Below are 16,585 nucleotides of genomic sequence, written 5' to 3' on the forward strand. Positions count from 1 at the left end.
ATATACTTATTTTGTTCTTTTGGGCTCGGTTTACCTAATATAAGTTTGCATTATTGTTCAATTTATTTTAGCAATTTTGTGGTTAATTTTTGTAAAGCCGTTCATTGCAATACGTAGAATTCCAACTCACGCAGTCAGGAGGTGTCATGTCTCGTTATCTCGCGTCCGCTCGGAGAATCCTCGCTCTGGGCACGGTTCTGTGCCTGACAGCCTTTGCCGGAACAGGACTCGCGGCCCTCGCGGATCTCGAAGGGACTCAGGGGCATGCGCCGGCGGACGGTCTTGCCGCGTTGGAAGGAGATGTCGGACATGCCGGGGCCACCCCGCTCGATGACGGCATCGTATGCCAGCCCGGAGCACCTTGTCTGGAGGCGGCCACCCAACTGCCGCTGCGCATCCTGCCGCGTCCGTTTTCCGCCATGTACCGCGATGCGGCCGCGAGCGAGGACGGAATCGTCCTGGCCAATGTTCCCGCTTTTCGCCCCCTCTATGTGTTCGACCGCCAGGGCCTTGACCTGAGCCAGGCTTCGGATCCGCGCGGGTGGTACCAGGTCGGCCGTTCCAAGACCGAGCCCGAGGGCTGGATGCAGGCCAAGGACGTGCTCGAATGGCGGCAGGCCCTGCTGGTCTCCTACACCCATCCCGGCAACCCTCTTGAGGGACGCAGGCCCGTGCTCATGTTCAACGACCGCGCCGCGCTTGAAGCCGTGGTCGACGACATGGACATGGCCGGCAAGGCCAAGGGCATCTACGACGCTATAGACGCCAAGAACATCCCGGACAGCGTGGTCAGCATGGAGCCGCAGCGCTTTGTGGACATCACCCGCAAATTCTACGTCCTGCCCATCCTGCAATGGTCGCAGACCAGGATCGACGGCGACGACGCGCGTCTTTTGCAGCTGGCCGCCGCCGTGCCGAACAGCCGGGGGGCGGACACCCTTCAGAGTCCCGATTATCTGGAACAGGCGCAGGTGGGCCGCTCGGCGGGCGGGGCCACCATGCGCGACGTGATGGCCGACGTGGTCTTCGTCATCGACACCAGCCGCAGCATGCAGCCCTTCATCGACATGACCCGCGAGGCCGTGGCCGGGATGTCCAGGAAATTCAGCGCCGAGACCGCCGACCGTTTTCGCTTCGGCCTTGTGGTCTTCCGGGATTCCCTGGCGGCCGCGCCGCAGCTCGAATACGTGACCCGCAACTTGACGCCCGAACTGGTGCCCGGCGAGCAGCTGGTCGAATTACTTGAAAAGGACGCAGGAGCCACGGCCGTTGGCAGCGTGGATTATGCCGAGGAAGCCTTTGCCGGAGTGGACATGGCCCTGCATTCCAAATGGCGCGAAGGGGCGCTGCGCTTCGTCATTTTCGTCGGCGACGCCAGCTCCCATCCCAAGGGCCACCCCCAGAACACCACCGGCAAGGATGAGACCGACCTGCGCCGCGAATACGACGACGCCCAAGTGCATCTTTTCGCCATCCATCTGCAGGATCCCCGCGCCGCCGAGGATCATCCCCGGGCCCTGGCCCAGTTTTCCCATCTCGCCCGGGTGCGCGGCGACGCCGAGAGTTCCGCCATCAGGGAAGTCAACGCCTTCGAGGAACAGCAGTACCGCGACCTGGCCGAACATCTGACCAGCCGCATCAACGCCAAGCTCAATGAGACCATGGGCGGTTCCGCCAGCGCCGACACCGCCGGAGAGGCTCCGCTTGAGGAGTTCGACAAGCTCTGGGAGGCCGCGCTCATCGAGTACGTCGGCAAGGAGGCGACCCCGCCCAAGGATATCGTGGCCTGGACCCTGGACCGCGACCTGATCAACCCCGCCGACCGCGCTCTCGACGTGCGCGTTCTGGTCACGCGGGAACAGCTGTCCTCCCTGGCCCAGTCCCTGGATCAGGTCGTGCAGGCGCTGATGCGCGCTCAGGTCACCCAGGGGCAGTTTTTCGAGGCCCTGCAGAGCGTCTCCGGGCAGACAATGAAGCGCCCTGACGACATCGGAGGGGCGGCAACGCTGGCCGAGTCCGGGCTTTTGCCCGCCTTCATCCAGAGCCTGCCCTACAAGAGCGACATCCTGTCCCTGACCGATGACATGTTCGCGAGCATGACGGCGGAGCAGCGTTCGCAGCTGGAGTGGAGCGTCCTGGCCAAACTCGACCAGTACCGTACCATCAATGAACAGGTCGATGCGTGGTTCCGTCTCAACGACACGGACCCCGACCAGGATCTGGTCTACCCGCTGCATCTGGACTACCTGCCTTAGGCGGGAGAGGCATGACTGAAGCGATCGCGCCCATGATCCGCCTGGACGGGCTCGTCAAGACGCGTTCCCAGAGCGAGAGCGTTTTCGAGCTGCACGTGCCGCATTTCGCGGTTCGGCCCGGGCAGATGGTCGCGGTCATCGGCGAGAGCGGCTGCGGCAAGAGCACGCTGCTGGACACGCTCGCCCTGGTCATGGCTCCGACAAGGGTCGAGCGCTTCGAGATCGCCTCCGGGGAAGCGACGGCTCCCAGCGACGTGGCCGCCCTGTGGGCCCGGGACGACGAGGACGGCTTGTCTGCGTTGCGTCGCGATCTGTTCGGCTACGTTCTGCAGACCGGCGGCCTGCTGCCTTTTCTGAGCGTGCGGCAGAACATCTGCCTGCCCGCGCGGATCAAGGGCGGCGACATGCTCGCGTCCCGGGTGGAGAGTCTGGCCGATCGTCTCGGGGTTGCCGGATGCCTGGACCGGATGCCCGTGGCCCTGTCCATCGGGCAGCGACAGCGGGTGGCCATCCTGCGTGCCCTGGCACACCAGCCGCGCGTGGTCCTGGCCGACGAGCCCACGGCGGCCGTGGACAAGGCCCGGGCGCGGGCCATCATGGACGACATGCACCGTCTGGCCCGCGACGAAGCCGTGGCCGTGGTCGTGGTCACCCATGACGTGGATCTGGTCATGGACCGCGCCGACGTCGCCTACACCTTCGATACGCGCCAGGTCTCCGAACACGTCACCAGCTCGCTGTGCAGGCCGGTCCGGGAGGCCGCCCCATGACCGCCCCGCGTCCCCTGAAGCTCATCCCCGCCCTCGCCGCCCTGCACCTGCGGCACGAATGGATTCTGACCCTCTGTCTGGTCATCGCCCTGGCTGCGGTGATCTCCCCCCTGCTTGTCCTGCTTGGCCTGAAACACGGCACCATCCAGACCCTGCGCGAACGCCTGGTCGAGGACCCGGTTTTCCGTGAGATCCGCCCCTCGCAAACCAGGGAATACAGGCCCGAGTGGTTCGAGGATGTCGCCTCCTGGCCCGGCATCGGTTTTCTGACCCCGACCATCCTGCCCCTGTCCTCGGTCATCAGCGTGGTGCGCGGTGAGACGGGCAAGGCCGAACTCTTCGACCTCATCCCGACCGCGCCCGGCGATCCGCTGCTGCTTGAGAACGGGGGCATCGTGCCCGAGGACGGCGCGGCGGTGCTCACGGCCGAGGCCGCCCGGCGTCTCGGCGTGAAATCCGGTGGGGAGGTCGTGGCACGTGTGACGCGCTCCCGGGGAGGGCGCACGGAGAATGTGGAGGTCCGGCTCAAGGTCGCGGCCGTGCTCGATGCGCGGGCAGGCTCCCTGGCGCGGGTTTATGCGCCTCTTTCGTTCGTACTCGACGTCGAGGCCTACAAGGAGGGCTACGCGGCCCCGGCGCGCGGCTGGGCCGGGGATACTCCGGAGCCCTATGCCAGCTTCGACGGGGCCGTGCTCGTGCTGCCCGAACCACTCCTTCCCATCAGCCGCTCGGGGCTGGTCATCAACACCGGGTTCGGCCGCATTGCCGACCTGACCCCGGAAGGGGCGCGGGAGCTGCTCGGATTTTCGCCGCCCCCGGGCCTTGCGATCTACAATCTGCTTTCACCGGGGACTTCCCTGACCGCCTCCAACCTGCGGGCCATCGAGCAGAAGCTGCGCGGATACACCCGCGTGCTCCTGCCCTATGTCCGTGATGTCGTGGTCAGGCGCGGGGCAGAGGAGCTGCGCCTCGTGGGCCTGTCCCTGGACGAGGAAGAGGCGCGGTTGCTCGGGGTTCCGCCGACGCCGTGGGGCGGATACGCCGGTAGGCTGCCAGAGGGAATTCCCGGCGTCCTGTGGCCCGCCGGCCAGGGTGTGCCCGCCGGAGAAACGCCGTCGCTGCGCAGCCAGGGCGTGTCCGAACTGGACTTCGATCTGCGTGCGGTCGGGGAGACCGCCCTTGAGCATCCGGTGGTGCCGGTGGAGCTTTTGGGGGTGCTGCGCACCGCCACGCAGCGCGCCGTGGCTTTTGATCGCGGCACGGGGCGTTTTGAAATGGCGCGCGGCGGGTACCGGGGCTTTCGGCTCTATGCCCAAGGCATCGACGATGTGCCCGGACTGTACCACCGGCTCAAGGGGCAGGGCATCGAGGTCATCGCCGAGGTCGAGGCCATCGAGCGTATCCAGGTCCTGGACCGGGGTCTGACCCGTCTCTTCTGGCTCATCGCGCTGCTGGGGCTTTTCGGGGGAACGGCGGTGCTGGTGGCCAGCCTGTACGCAGCCGTGGAGCGGCGCAGGCGCGACCTTGGGGTGCTCAGGCTGCTCGGTTTCGCGCGCAGGCATGTCTTTTTCTTTCCCATCGCACAGGGGCTCATGATCGCCGCGCTGGGCCTTGCGGCCGGATTTGGCGGCTATGCGGCCCTGGCTGCGACCATCAACCATGCCTTCGCCTCGGAGCTTGCTCCGGGCGAGGCTTTTTGCGTCTTGCCGGGGCCGTATGTTCCGGTTTTCTGTCTGACAACCCTCGCCCTGGCGGCTCTTGCCTCTCTGGCTGCCGCGTGGCGGGCGACATGCATTGATCCTGCGGAGGTCATTCGTGAGCAATGATGGCGTGAGGCCGGGCCGGCGACTTTCGGCCGTGATGTTTTTTCTCTTTTTCGCGGCGGCATGCGTGCTCAGTCACGCCTTTCCGATCACGGCGGCCCTGGCCGAAGCGCCGCCGCAGACCCCTTTCAACCCGAAACCGGCCGAGGGCGACCTGATCCTGCCCATGCCAGGCGACGGTCAGATGGTTTTTCGCAGGGTCCCGGTGCCTGGCAGCGGCTTCTGGGGCGATCAGAGCCGCATCATCCAGATCGGGGACGCGGCCGGCGGGATCTTCGAGGGGCTGCAACGCACCCAGATCAGCGGCTCCTTTCCATCCGGCCCGGACGGAACCTGGGAGCTGGTCATGGCCAAGTACGAGCTGACCCGGGGCCAGTTTGTCGCGGTCATGGGCATGGACGCGCTCCTGGCCGCCAGCGGCGATCCGGAGGACCAGAAGCTCCCGACGCTGAAGGGCCGCGAGCTTCGCGACGCGCTCATGATGCCGCTGGCCTATGTCGGTCATGGGGATGTGCTTGAGTTCATCCGTCGCTACAACCAGTGGCTGTTCGATCCCGCCCACCCCGAACGCGTCGAGGCCATGCCGCGTGTGGACGAGGCGCCCGGGTTCATGCGCCTGCCCACCGAGGACGAATGGGAATACTGCGCCCGTGGCGGCCTTACAGCCATCCAGGCCGGGACTTTCGACAACGGTCTGCCTTTTCCGGCGGCCGAGGCCAACGAGTTCGCGTGGCACCTCGGCAACGCCAAGCATCAATTGCGTCCGGTGGGGCTGCGTAAGCCCGACGCGGGCGGCTTTCACGACATCTTCGGCAACGCCCAGGAAATGACCTCGGGCCTGTTCCGGCCGGAAATCTGGCAGGGCAAGCCCGGCGGCGTGGCCGTGCGCGGCGGAAGCGTCTCGACCCCTCCGGCGGACCTGCGCAGCGCGCTGCGGGCCGAGCTCGACGTCTACGCCTGGAACGTGGACGAGAAAAAGGTCGAGGAGCGGCGATCCTTCAACACCGGGGCGCGCCTGGCCATCGGGGCCAACGTGGTCGTGACCTCGGCCCAGCGCACCCGCATCGAGAAGGAATACGAGGCATACAAGGCCGAGCTGCGCAAGACCATGCCCGTGGGCCGCACCCTGGACAACCTGGTCAGCCAGGCTTCGGTGCAGATCGGGTCCGCCGACCCCATCATCGAGCGGCTGATCAAGGAGAATCCGGGCCTGCGCGAACCGCTTGGCGCCGTGCAGTCCACCCTGGAAAAGGCCCGCGAGCGCCTGGAACTGGCCCAGCGCGAGAGCGCGCGCAGCCTGGCCCAGGACGCGGCCCGCAACGGGGTCAACCTGTCCGTGTATCTTTCCCGGCTGGCGAGGCTGACGGATACCCTGGCCCTGGCCAGGGAACTCGCGGAAACATCCGCACGCTATCAGGAACAGGTCGCGGCAGTGGAGAAATCCATGGGCGAGCTTGAGGCCGCGCTTGGCGAGCAGATGCAGGGCTACAAGGACAAGATCGGCACTCTTGGCGAATACGAGAAAGCGTACATCGATTTCGCCTTCACGGAGCTTGAGGCCCGGGAAATGACCAAGCGCGAACGTCTGGTCATGAAGCTGCTCAAGGGGCACGCCCAGAGCTTCGCGGATCAGCGCCGGGCCGACACGGATCTTTGGCTGGAAGAGTTCCGCAAGGGATTCGCCGAATTTTCAGATTCATAAAACAAACAGTTTCAGGAGGATGACGAGATGAAAAAGATAGCGAAGGTGCTCGTTGTGGTGCTTCTGGTCTTCGCTCTGTTGCCAGGGTGCGCCACCATGTCCGACCAGAACCGCACCAAGGCCGAGGGCACGGGCGTCGGCGCGGTTGTCGGCGGATTGCTCGGCTTCGCCATTGGCGGCGGACGCGGCGCGGCCATCGGAGCGGCGGCCGGTGCGGGCCTGGGTTTTCTGGTCGGCAACGAGATCGCCAAGCGCAAGCAGGCCTATGCCAGCACCGAGGATTTCCTCGATGCCGAGATCGCAAACACCCAGGAGTTCAACAAGACCGCCATCGCCTACAACGCCAAGCTGTCCAAGGACGTGACCGCGCTGGAAAAGCAGTCGAAGACCCTGCGCGCCCAGTACGACAAGGGCACCGTGGACAAGAAGGTGCTGGTGGCCAAGAGCGACGAGCTGCAGAAGAAGATCGATGCCAGCAAGAAGCTTGAGGACACCCTGGCCAAGGAGCTTGAGGTCCAGACCGCCATCCTGGCCGACGAGAAAAAGACCCGTCCGGCCGATGACCAGTACATCGTGCGTCTGCAAAAGGAAGTGAACACGCTGCAGAAGAACCTGGACAAGCTGCGCGACGGGAGCACCCAGCTGGCCCAGATCGATCAGAGGTTATCCGTATGAGGAGGAAGCTTCTCATCCCGATGCTGTTCGCGGCGATGCTCCTTGCCGGTTGCGCCGGTCAGCATGATCCGCGCACGGGCGGCTTTTTCGGCGGTGTCGCCGGTCTGGGCGGGGGCGGCTACAAGGATCGCGTGGCGGAACGCGAAGCCCGGCTCCAGGAGTTGCGGGCCACGCAGAGCCAGCTCGATGCTGAGAAAGGTCAGCTTGAGGCCCAGAAATCGGCGGCCCAGGCCCAACTCGACAAGGATCAGGCGCGCGTGAAGGCCATGCAGACCGAGATAACGGCCCTCGACAAGAAGACCAAAAGCCTCGCCGCCAAGGATGGCGCGGACAAGCAGCGCGTGGCTGACCTGCAAAAAAGGGTCACCGACCTGAAAGGGAAAATGAACAAGCAGGCGTCCTCTCTGGATGATCTGGAAGGCAGCGGGCTTGGGGATGCGGACATGGACCTGCGCCGCAAGCAGCTCGAAAAGCAGCGCGACTCGCTGCGCAAGGAATACGATCTGCTCATGAAGATGCAGATGGAGCTGGCTCAGTGAGGATTGCCGGTCTTCTGGTCCTGGCCGTGACGGCGGTTTTCGCCACTCATGCGGGGGCGCTCTGCGCGCCCCTGGATGAGATCCGCCGGATTCTGCGGGAGGATGCCCTTGTGCCGCCTGCCCCGGAGGTCCTTGAGGCCCTGGACGAGGCCCGCCTGCCGGAGCTTTTGAAGCGGATCGATCCGTATGCGCGGTTTTTCCCGGCCCGTGAGTATCAGTCCCCCGCGACCGGACGCGAAGCCTGGATCGGCATCGGCGCGGAACTTGTGGTGCGCGACGACGGGATTTTCCTTTCGGTCTACAGGGGCGGGGCGGCGGATCTGGCCGGAGTGCCCGACCGTTCAAGGCTGCTCGAAATCGACGGCAGAAGCGTCGCCGGGCTTGAGCCCGCGGCCGTGGCATCTGCCTTGAAAGGCGGGGAGGGCACCGCCGTGCGCCTGATGCTCGTGCGGCCGGACGGGCGGCAGAAGGCGGTCACGATCATCCGCGAGCCCTTCAAACCCCTTGATGTGGAGCCGGTCCCTCCGGGCGACCGCCAGGTGTTGCGCATCCGCGAATTCGTGGCCGGGATGACTAGGCCCGCGTTGCAGGCCACCATTGATTTTCTGGCCCGAAAGGGCGCGGCGCGGGACGGGCAGCTCATCATCGACCTGCGCGACGCAGGAGGCGGGGATCTTTACGAGGCCTTCGACATCGCGGGAATGTTTCTCCCGGCGGGCACGCTCCTGGGTTCGATACAGGGCCGCGATGGCCAGCCGCGCGAGGTTCGCGCTTCGTCCGGAGACAAAAATTCCATGCCGCTGATCCTCATCGTGGGTCCGGACACGGCCAGCGCGGCCGAAATTTTCGCCGGGGCATTGCACCGGCAGGGCAGGGCGAAGCTCGTGGGCCAGCGCACCTACGGCAAATGCAGCTCCCAGACCGATGTCCGCCTGTCCGATGGTTCGGTCCTGCGGTATACGAACCGGGACGTGCTGCTTCCCGGCGGGGATTCCTGTTCCGGCGCGGGCCTGGCCCCGGACCTGGAGATGTCCGGCGCTACGCTTGGGAATCTGCCCATGCTCGTGCAGGAGGTGGACAGCGCATTCGCCCCGAAATGAGCCCGCGGTCCCGGCGGACCGGAACGCGGATTGAGCAGGCGAAATGTCTTGAGAGCATCGTGACGGATGGCAAAATGATCCAGGGTAAGTGAGTCTTCAAACGGAGAACGAGCATGATACGTCGCCTCGCCCTGACCGCAATGGTCCCGCTGGTGCTGTCCGGCTGTCTCATGGACGCCCTGTACGGGGACTTGCCCGACACGGTGCGCATGGAGCCGGGCATTCATGCGCTTGCCGGATTGAATAGCCCCTACGACGATTTCAATGCCGTGGCCGGGCCGCCGCCGTTGAAGATGGACGCCTTCATCGCTTTTGCCAGTAACGCGGACAGCAAGGGACAGCATTTCACCATCGACACCGGTCGCCTGCGCCTTTTGCAGAATCCGTATCCTGACCGCAGGCAGGCCCGTCCTCCCGCGCCGAAGTTGAGCGTGGAGCGCTACGGGGCCTTTTCCGCCATCCCCTTCTTTTCCGGCAACGTACGCGGGCCGACGCCCCTGTTCCCGCCTGCTGATCCGGGCCGCGTTTATGACGAGCCTTTCCCGCCGCACATGACCAGGGGCTACCTCCTGACGGAAGAGCCTTTGCCCTGGAACGGCACCGGAGAGCTTCCCGGCGGCGGGGTGTGGGTCTTCGATTCGGATCACGAGGGCCGGCGCAACCTGTATCTGGTCGATACGGCCGGGGATGTGCGCCCCTTTTTCGGCAATCGCGCCGACTCGGACGAAGCCTACGCCACCTACGATTTCAAGCGGCATGAGCTGTATTTCAGTTCCAACCGCTCCGGAAAATACAGCATCTACCGTTACCGCAATCAGGGCGGCAGTCTCGATTTCGCGCACTGGCTTGCGGAGCCCTCGCGGGCGGACGGCATCGAACCGGTGGAAGAATTTGTTTCCTCCGGCAACACCATGGCCCCTTTTGTCCATGACGATCAACTTTTCATGGCCTCCGATCGTCCGGGCACCCTGGGCGGGTTTGACCTCTTTGTGTCGATCAGGTCTGAAAATGGTTGGCAGGCGCCCCGCAACCTTCAGGAATTCATGCCCAAAAATGTGCATGTGAACACCCTTGGTAACGAGTTCAGGCCCTCCATCCTCGGCCTGGGGCTCAAGAACCTTTATGATCTGCGGGTGCTCATGTTTTCGTCCGATCGCCCCGGTGGTAAAGGCGGCTACGATCTCTATGTCACGGCTCTCCCCGAGGAAGTCCGATGAGCGCACGGCATCATGCAATCAGGGATGACGTCCGGCCACCCCTAACAGCCCGTTCAAAAACGGCGATCTGCTGCGTCAGCGAAAAAATCTCACCATTTTTGAACGGTCTGAGAATTTTGAATTTTTCAAGAATCAGCTAAGGGCGCACCCGGGCTGAGGCCGGGGAGTCCTTTGTCATGGGCTCGAAAAAGCAGTGTATTAAGGTTGATTTTATCGTGAAATGCGAATTGCCGCGGCATGAGTGCCGTGTGTGGAGGAATCATGAGGGTTTGGTTGTGCTTTGTTATTCTTTTCCTCGCCTCTCCGCTGCACGCTTCGGAGCCGGCCGTGGACACGCTTCCGCCCGAGCTGGTCAGGCTGCGGGACGAAGGGCAGCTCACAGTCAGGGCCCTGTGGGCCTGGAAGCTGGTCCCGGAGTCCACTGCGGGAATGGCCATGGAGTTTCGTGCATTGGGCCTGGACCTCATTTCCGCCGACAGGGCGCAGCTTGCTTCCTGGCTGGGGCAGGCAGACGAGGGGCAGCTTGACCTCAGCGAAGCCCAGCGTGATGTTCTGGGACAGCTGATCAGCCGCATGGATGAAGGGTTGCCTTCGGGTGAGCAGCCCGCTTCAGAGACGCCCGTTGCCCAGGAGCCTTCCGTTCTCGATGCCAGTGCCAATGGCAAAGGCGAGGCCAAGGATCTTGGCGAAATGATCAGGGAACTTGGTGCTCAGGCAGAAGGCGGCGATCCGAAGGCGAAGGTCAGCCTGGCCCTGGCGGTCAAGGCTGGCGCTGGTGGATCGCCAGATCCGATCCGGTCCGTGGCCCTGCTTGAGGATGCCGCGGCAGCGGGTGATGCCGATGCCATGGCCCTTTTGGCTGATGAATACGAATCCGGTCTGTGGGTGCCCCAGAATGCGGAAAAGGCGGGGCAGCTGCGACGCAAAGCCGCCCAGGCAGGATCACAACTGGCGCAGTGGGGGCTCGAATGAACATCAGGGCATTGCAAAGGGCGGGCGTTTTATTTCTGGTTTTGGTGCTTGCAGGTGGCGGCGCATCTCTCGCCAATGAATTGAAGCAGCCCACACAGGCCGAGATCGCACAGCAGGTCGTAGTGGACGACAGCATGAAGGCGGTCATGAAATCCTTTCTCAAGGCCGGTCTGACGTACGATTCCCTCCCAGCGGGAGCCGGAGCGGAGGTTCGCGCGGCGCTTGAGTACTGGAAGGGGAACAAGGACGGGCTCAAGGAGTTTGCGGGCAGGCTCGGCAAGCTGGCCGGTTCCAACCGCGAGGAGCTGCTGGAGATGATCCGGAGCAAGAAGCTTCGGGAGTTTGCCGTCGTCGCGCTGGATGAGAGCGCTTCGGGGGCTTTTCACAATGTGGGCCCCGACGGCCTGAAAAAGCTCGTGGCCTACAGCGGCGACACCCTGGACGATGCCGGGGTCAGGGCGCTGAGCCTCCTGAACCGGGTCGAGGATGCCATCACCGCGACAGGCAAGGTCCCGGCGCATCTGGCCGACGATCTGAAGACTGCCCTGAATCAACTTTCTCCCTCGCAGCTTCGGGCCGCCCGGAAACTCCTGTCCGAAAAGGGAACCAAGGCCGCCGTCAAGGATTACCTGGTCAAGAATCCCGGAGTCATAGGCACCTTTGTCGACGGCGTCTTCGTTCTGGCCTTCGACGTGCCTGCCCTCTTGGCCCTGAGCGACGCCGAGGAGGCGGCGGCCAGCGCCACGGGCACGGGTTTCGGCTTTGCCGCCCAGACGGCCGGGACGGCGGCCACCGCCGCCCTGGGAGGTGGCTTCCTGCCAGGCCTTGTGGTCAGCTGGACGAGTTCGCAGGTCAAGGAGTTGGTCACGGAGATGATCATGCTTCAGTACGACCGCGCCAATGCCGCCATGAAGGCGCAGTGGGCCAGTATGGAGCTGCGCATGAACGCCATTCGCGGCATGCTCAAGGTCGATGAACTGCTCAAGTCCGGCGATGTTTCCAAGGCCGCCGACTATCTGGCCAAGGTCGAACGTTACGCCATGGAACAGAATTTCCCGAGCGAGGGTATTTTCGAAAAAATACAGGACTTGAAAGGCATCGTGGCCAAGGCCGAGAAGCGCGGAGCCGCCAACCAGATCATCGCGCGGGCGCGGGTGCCGTATATGTACGGTTACCGGCTGGCCAGCCAGGGACGCAATCTGAGTCTGGCCCGGACGCACGTCGAGGAGGCACTGGCCGTGCTTCAGGAGGCACTTGGTCGGTATCCCGAGCTTAAAGACAGGGTGAGTCAGGTGCAGGGGCTGATTGCGCAGATCGACAGCATGATCGCCCAGGCTCCCCCCCTGGGGCAGGCCACGGTCAGCGGGCCGGATTCGGTGGCGCCTGGAGAGGTCGCGCATTTCGAGGTCAGTCTGACCGGGGGCATCCCCGACTACCAGCCGGTGGACATGAGCGGCCACGGATTGTCCACAGGCGCGGTGTATTACTGGGAAGCCCCGGCAGAACCGGGTGTGCAGACCGTTACGTTCAGGATTCGGGACGATTCGGGAAAGATTGCCGAGGTGGCCAAGGACGTGGAGGTGGCCGGTGAAACGCAGGGCACGGAAGTAACGGGCGAGATATGGGAAATCTTGAAGCACACGCCGAAAATGAGAATCACCATGCCGCTCAAAACGTTCGAAATGATCATTACCCCTGGCGGGAGAATCTCTTTTCCCGTGGATTACAAGTCGGGCGATTTCCAGATAAAGGGCACGGGCGCCTTGACGCTGTCCAAAGACGGACGAATGATCGAACTCTTGAGCATGGATACCGAAAGTATCGACATCAAATCCGGGGAGGTCTGGGGGCAGGAAGAGTTGCGGGTCGGGCCTTTTAAACTGCACACTGCGGACAAGAGAAATCATGACGCTCCATCTTCCATAACAAACGCCTACAGACTTTACTATGTCTACGCTTCTGGATTCAAAGAAGACAGGGGTACTCTGCGCATGGGAGAAGCGGAATTCGGGTACGACAGCAGCAATAATTTCGTTAAACAGGGTTTCAAATGGCATGAAGTGCAACGGCTTGACACCACATCCAATTACTACTCACACTTCGAGACGATATATATTCATTTTCTGGAGAATGAAGAATAAGTATCGATCATCAAGGAGGAAGAATGAGACGAGTTCTCATGGTACAGTTATTGGCCGTATCGATGTTTGGGATGGTTTTGTTTCCCTTGTGTCCACCTCATGGCGACGCCTTTGCCGCCACCGTCGAGATCGCCACCGGTCCCGACGGGCTCCTGCAGATGGAGCAGCAGGGCAAGGTCACGGTCCGGGCCCTGCGCGGTTGGGGCCGGTTGCCCGATACATACATGAAACTGGCCCAGCAGCTTCGCCAGCAGGGTGGGCTTGACCTGCTGGGCGCTGACCTGGCGCAGATCAGGGCCTGGATCGCTCAGGCCCAGGGCGGTGATGCGGTTCTGGCCGGGCATCTGGTCGAACTTGAGAGCCTGGCGACGTTCATGGACGGGGGCGAGCACCTGGACTGGACCCCGGTCCAGGACCAGTCCAGCCTGCCCGAAGGGGCCCTGGTGCGGCAGGAGGGGAAGCGCTGGACCCATATCCCCGGAGCGTCGATGACGATGGCCACGGCACCGGCCGCTCCCGAGTCGTTGCCAGCGGAATCCGCTCCCGTACCGGCACCCGAACCCGCTCCGGCGGCGGAGCCTCCCGCACCTTTGCCGGAGCCTGTTTCGACCGCGCCTGTCGTTTCATCCGAAACCCAGGGTGAGGGGCTGGAATTTCCCATCTACGGAGGCAAGTCCGGAACCTATCGGGCCAGACTGGTCGTGGAGGGTCTTCAGGCTGCGGGTGGAAGAGAAGAACTCTATTTTCAGCAACAGGATCCGTCACGCTGGCTTGAAACTGAGCGGGTCAAGGGCATGGAGGCCGAAGAGCTGTCCAGCAGCAATGGAGCCTGGAGCAGCGATGCGCCCTATGAAACCCGGTTCGGTTATGCCCAGCTGGGTACGCCGGTATCCATCCGTGTGGAAGCTCCGCAGAGTCCGGTCATCGAACTGACCGAGCAGGAAGCCAAGGACAACGTGCGCTATGAGATCACGGGCCGCGAATACCGCTTCATCCTGGCGGATTCGGCTTCCGGAGAGGCCGAGATCGGGTTCGAGGAGGACAAGTGGGGTAAAAATGACGGTTCCGTGTCCTGGACGCCCCAGCTTGATTCCGAGTCAGGACAGCCTGTCGGGCCGCGCGTCATCGGCATCTATATGGCCTACAAGATCAAGAAATTCATCGGCAAACATGAATTCGGCAGACTGCGCGCGGATTTTAGGCGCATCGGCTGGGTCGTCGTCGCCATGCCCGGGGATATATACTCCGATGGCGCAAGCATGTTTGCCGTGGGCCAGGAAAAACCACTGGCCGGAGCCGGGGCCGAGCCCAATTGGACCTGGCCGGTGGCCGCTCCGGAAAAATTCGATTTCGAACTTCCCGAAGAAACATTGAAGAAGATGGAGGTCAAGCTGTCCGAGGACCTGCGCAAGGTAGCCTGGGTCGAAGGGACGGAGGGCCGTCAGCGCGTGGTGCTCAATGGGGTGCCCGGCAAATGGTACAACGAAGTGCCGAGCTACATGATGCAGTTCTCCAGGAATGGGGAAAGTTTTTGCTTTGTCGCCGAACTCGGCGACCGGAAGATTCCCGTGTTCAACGGGGTCGAAGGGGCCATTTTCGAGGACCTCGAGATGTTGCGTCTCAGCGAGGACGGCGCGCATACCCTGGCGGCCGGACATGTCGGCGAGGGGGTGTACCGGGTCTATCTGGACGGGGTCATGATCCGCGAAACCTCTGCCAGAGTCCGCAAGCCTGTCCTGGCCGTGGACGGCACGGCCGCCTGGGTCGAGAGCGACAAGGCGGGGGGGGAAAGAGTGTTCACTTCCGCAGGGTACGAGGGGCCCGCGTATAAATCCATTATCGAGACGCCGGAGTTCACCACGCGACGGGTGGAACTGTATTACATCGCCGATAAAGACGGGGACCAGCGCTATCTGGTGCGCAACGGGGAAGAACTCAAGCCCGGCATGGGTGTCGGGTACGAATTCGCCGTCACTCCGGACAGCACCTTTTACGCCTATGCCGCGCCGAACGGGAATGACGGGGAGACCATGGTCGTCAACGGCAAGATCGGCCCTGATTTTTCCAGCATCTGGGGCGCGGGCGAGTTCAACGCCGACGGCACACGTCACGCCTATGACGCCAAGCGCGGAAACGAGTCCGTGCTGGTGATCGATGACGCGGAGTTTTCCTCCGGCGTCAAGGCGCTCAAGGGGATCTGGGGCTTCACCTTCAGCCCCGACGGAACGCGCTGGGCAGCGGGTTTCCGGCCCAACGACGACGAATATGTCATGATGGTCGACGGCAAGGAGTTTGCCCGGCGCAAGGGCAAGCCGCGCAAGATAGTGTTCAGTCCTGATGGTGAGAGGGTGGCCTGGCTTGAGGATGCGGGCAGCACCTGGCGGGCCATTCTGGATGGCGAGGAAGGACCTGAGGTGCGTGCGATTTACGACGAGGAGCCGCCCCAGTTCAGTCCTGACGGAAGCACGCTGGTTTACTTCTATCGGGACAAGGACAAGAAAATGCACGTGACCGAGTTCGGGGGAGAGGATCGCATGCACGACCTCATCCCGCCCCGGGCCGTGTTCACGAAGGGTGGCATCGAATACCTGGCTATCGACGCGAACCGCTTCCGGCGCGAGAGCATGCCTCTAAAATAAAGGCCCGGCCCGTTCCTGAGTGAGGGGCGGGCCGTTTTCGCATTTATGAAGAAGGAGTGGAAAAAATGAGTTTACGGAGCGCAGGTTCGAGAAGTTCGTCAGCAAAGAAAGCCTCTTTGAACTCGGCCCCGCTGACCCCGGAGCAGACGAAGACTTGGGTGCAGACCTACGGCCGCCATTCGCGCATCTACGCCTGGGGCTTTTTTGCCCTGCTCATGCCCGTGATCCTGGGCGTGATCTGGTGGGAAATGGGGGAGATAAACGAGGATGTGCTCTATTCCTTCGGCTTCGCGGCCGTGGTGACCTTTCTCCTGGCCAAATGGTCCCGCAAGCAGACGGCGAAAAGCTGGATCGGGGTGGTGGAGGAACTGTTCATGAAAAAGGTGCGCGTGCGCCGTGACGGGGACCAGCACGACGACATTTCCTACAAGCCCATGGCCAGGATCAGGACCGACAACGGGAAAAAAAGCACCCAGCATCTCTCACAGGAACTGTTTGAGTATTTTCGGCCCGGTGACAGGGTTTTCAAGGTTTCGGGCCTTGAAGTTCCGGAGAAGGTCACGCTGGACGGCGACCGCCGAGTCTGCCTGGCCTGCGGCAGCCTCTACAGCCAGGGAATCGGCACATGCCCCCGCTGCCGGGCCCCCGAGCCGGATCACGAGACTCTGGTGAGCCTGGCCGGGTAAAGCGGTCCTGGGCGCATCAAAAAGGCCGGGCACCGCGATGAGCGGTGCCCGGCCTGTCTTTTTGCA

The 16,585-nt window shown here is 63.2% G+C and carries 12 protein-coding genes; all 12 read left to right on the forward strand.

Translation table 11 applies throughout. From position 1 onward, the window contains the following. The first annotated feature begins 146 nt into the window (after positions 1 to 146). Entirely contained in the window at positions 147 to 2,255 is a 2,109-nt protein-coding gene (locus BMZ24_RS08305; RefSeq protein WP_208599817.1) for a vWA domain-containing protein, read from the forward strand. An 11-nt stretch (positions 2,256 to 2,266) separates the two neighbouring features. Further along, the gene (locus tag BMZ24_RS08310; RefSeq protein ID WP_092191162.1) at positions 2,267 to 3,025 is read left to right on the forward strand and encodes an ABC transporter ATP-binding protein; all 759 of its coding nucleotides are present in this window, start codon (positions 2,267 to 2,269) and stop codon (positions 3,023 to 3,025) included. Next, positions 3,022 to 4,851: an ABC transporter permease gene (locus BMZ24_RS08315; protein ID WP_092191163.1), complete on the forward strand. Its 1,830-nt coding sequence runs from the start codon at positions 3,022 to 3,024 to the stop codon at positions 4,849 to 4,851. The genes BMZ24_RS08310 and BMZ24_RS08315 overlap by 4 nt, the downstream gene beginning before the upstream one ends. Continuing rightward, entirely contained in the window at positions 4,841 to 6,550 is a 1,710-nt protein-coding gene (locus BMZ24_RS08320) for a formylglycine-generating enzyme family protein (RefSeq protein ID WP_208599818.1), read from the forward strand. The genes BMZ24_RS08315 and BMZ24_RS08320 overlap by 11 nt, the downstream gene beginning before the upstream one ends. Before the next feature lie 27 nt (positions 6,551 to 6,577). Further along, complete coding sequence (locus tag BMZ24_RS08325) at positions 6,578 to 7,225, forward strand: glycine zipper domain-containing protein (protein ID WP_092191165.1); 648 nt, start codon at positions 6,578 to 6,580, stop codon at positions 7,223 to 7,225. After that, a complete protein-coding gene (locus tag BMZ24_RS08330; protein ID WP_092191167.1) occupies positions 7,222 to 7,764 on the forward strand; it encodes a hypothetical protein in 543 nt (180 codons plus the stop codon). The genes BMZ24_RS08325 and BMZ24_RS08330 overlap by 4 nt, the downstream gene beginning before the upstream one ends. After that, on the forward strand, positions 7,761 to 8,864 hold the full coding sequence (locus BMZ24_RS08335; RefSeq protein WP_092191169.1) for a S41 family peptidase: 1,104 nt from the start codon (positions 7,761 to 7,763) through the stop codon (positions 8,862 to 8,864). The genes BMZ24_RS08330 and BMZ24_RS08335 overlap by 4 nt, the downstream gene beginning before the upstream one ends. A 113-nt stretch (positions 8,865 to 8,977) precedes the next feature. After that, entirely contained in the window at positions 8,978 to 10,081 is a 1,104-nt protein-coding gene (locus tag BMZ24_RS08340) for a TolB-like translocation protein (RefSeq protein WP_092191171.1), read from the forward strand. Between the two features lie 261 nt (positions 10,082 to 10,342). Then, positions 10,343 to 11,053, forward strand: coding sequence for an SEL1-like repeat protein (locus tag BMZ24_RS08345; RefSeq protein WP_143077856.1), 711 nt, complete (start codon positions 10,343 to 10,345; stop codon positions 11,051 to 11,053). Beyond that, positions 11,050 to 13,194, forward strand: a complete 2,145-nt coding sequence (locus BMZ24_RS08350; RefSeq protein ID WP_092191175.1) for a hypothetical protein — start codon at positions 11,050 to 11,052, stop codon at positions 13,192 to 13,194. The genes BMZ24_RS08345 and BMZ24_RS08350 overlap by 4 nt, the downstream gene beginning before the upstream one ends. 23 nt (positions 13,195 to 13,217) lie before the next feature. Then, a complete protein-coding gene (locus BMZ24_RS19895; protein ID WP_167364138.1) occupies positions 13,218 to 15,833 on the forward strand; it encodes a TolB family protein in 2,616 nt (871 codons plus the stop codon). 65 nt (positions 15,834 to 15,898) lie between these two features. After that, positions 15,899 to 16,519 carry a hypothetical protein gene (locus BMZ24_RS08360; protein ID WP_143077857.1) on the forward strand — a complete coding sequence of 207 codons (621 nt, stop codon included), beginning with the start codon at positions 15,899 to 15,901 and terminating at the stop codon, positions 16,517 to 16,519. Positions 16,520 to 16,585: the final 66 nt, after the last annotated feature.

Origin of the sequence: Desulfomicrobium norvegicum, from assembly GCF_900114595.1 — a bacterium.
GTDB lineage: Bacteria > Desulfobacterota > Desulfovibrionia > Desulfovibrionales > Desulfomicrobiaceae > Desulfomicrobium > Desulfomicrobium macestii.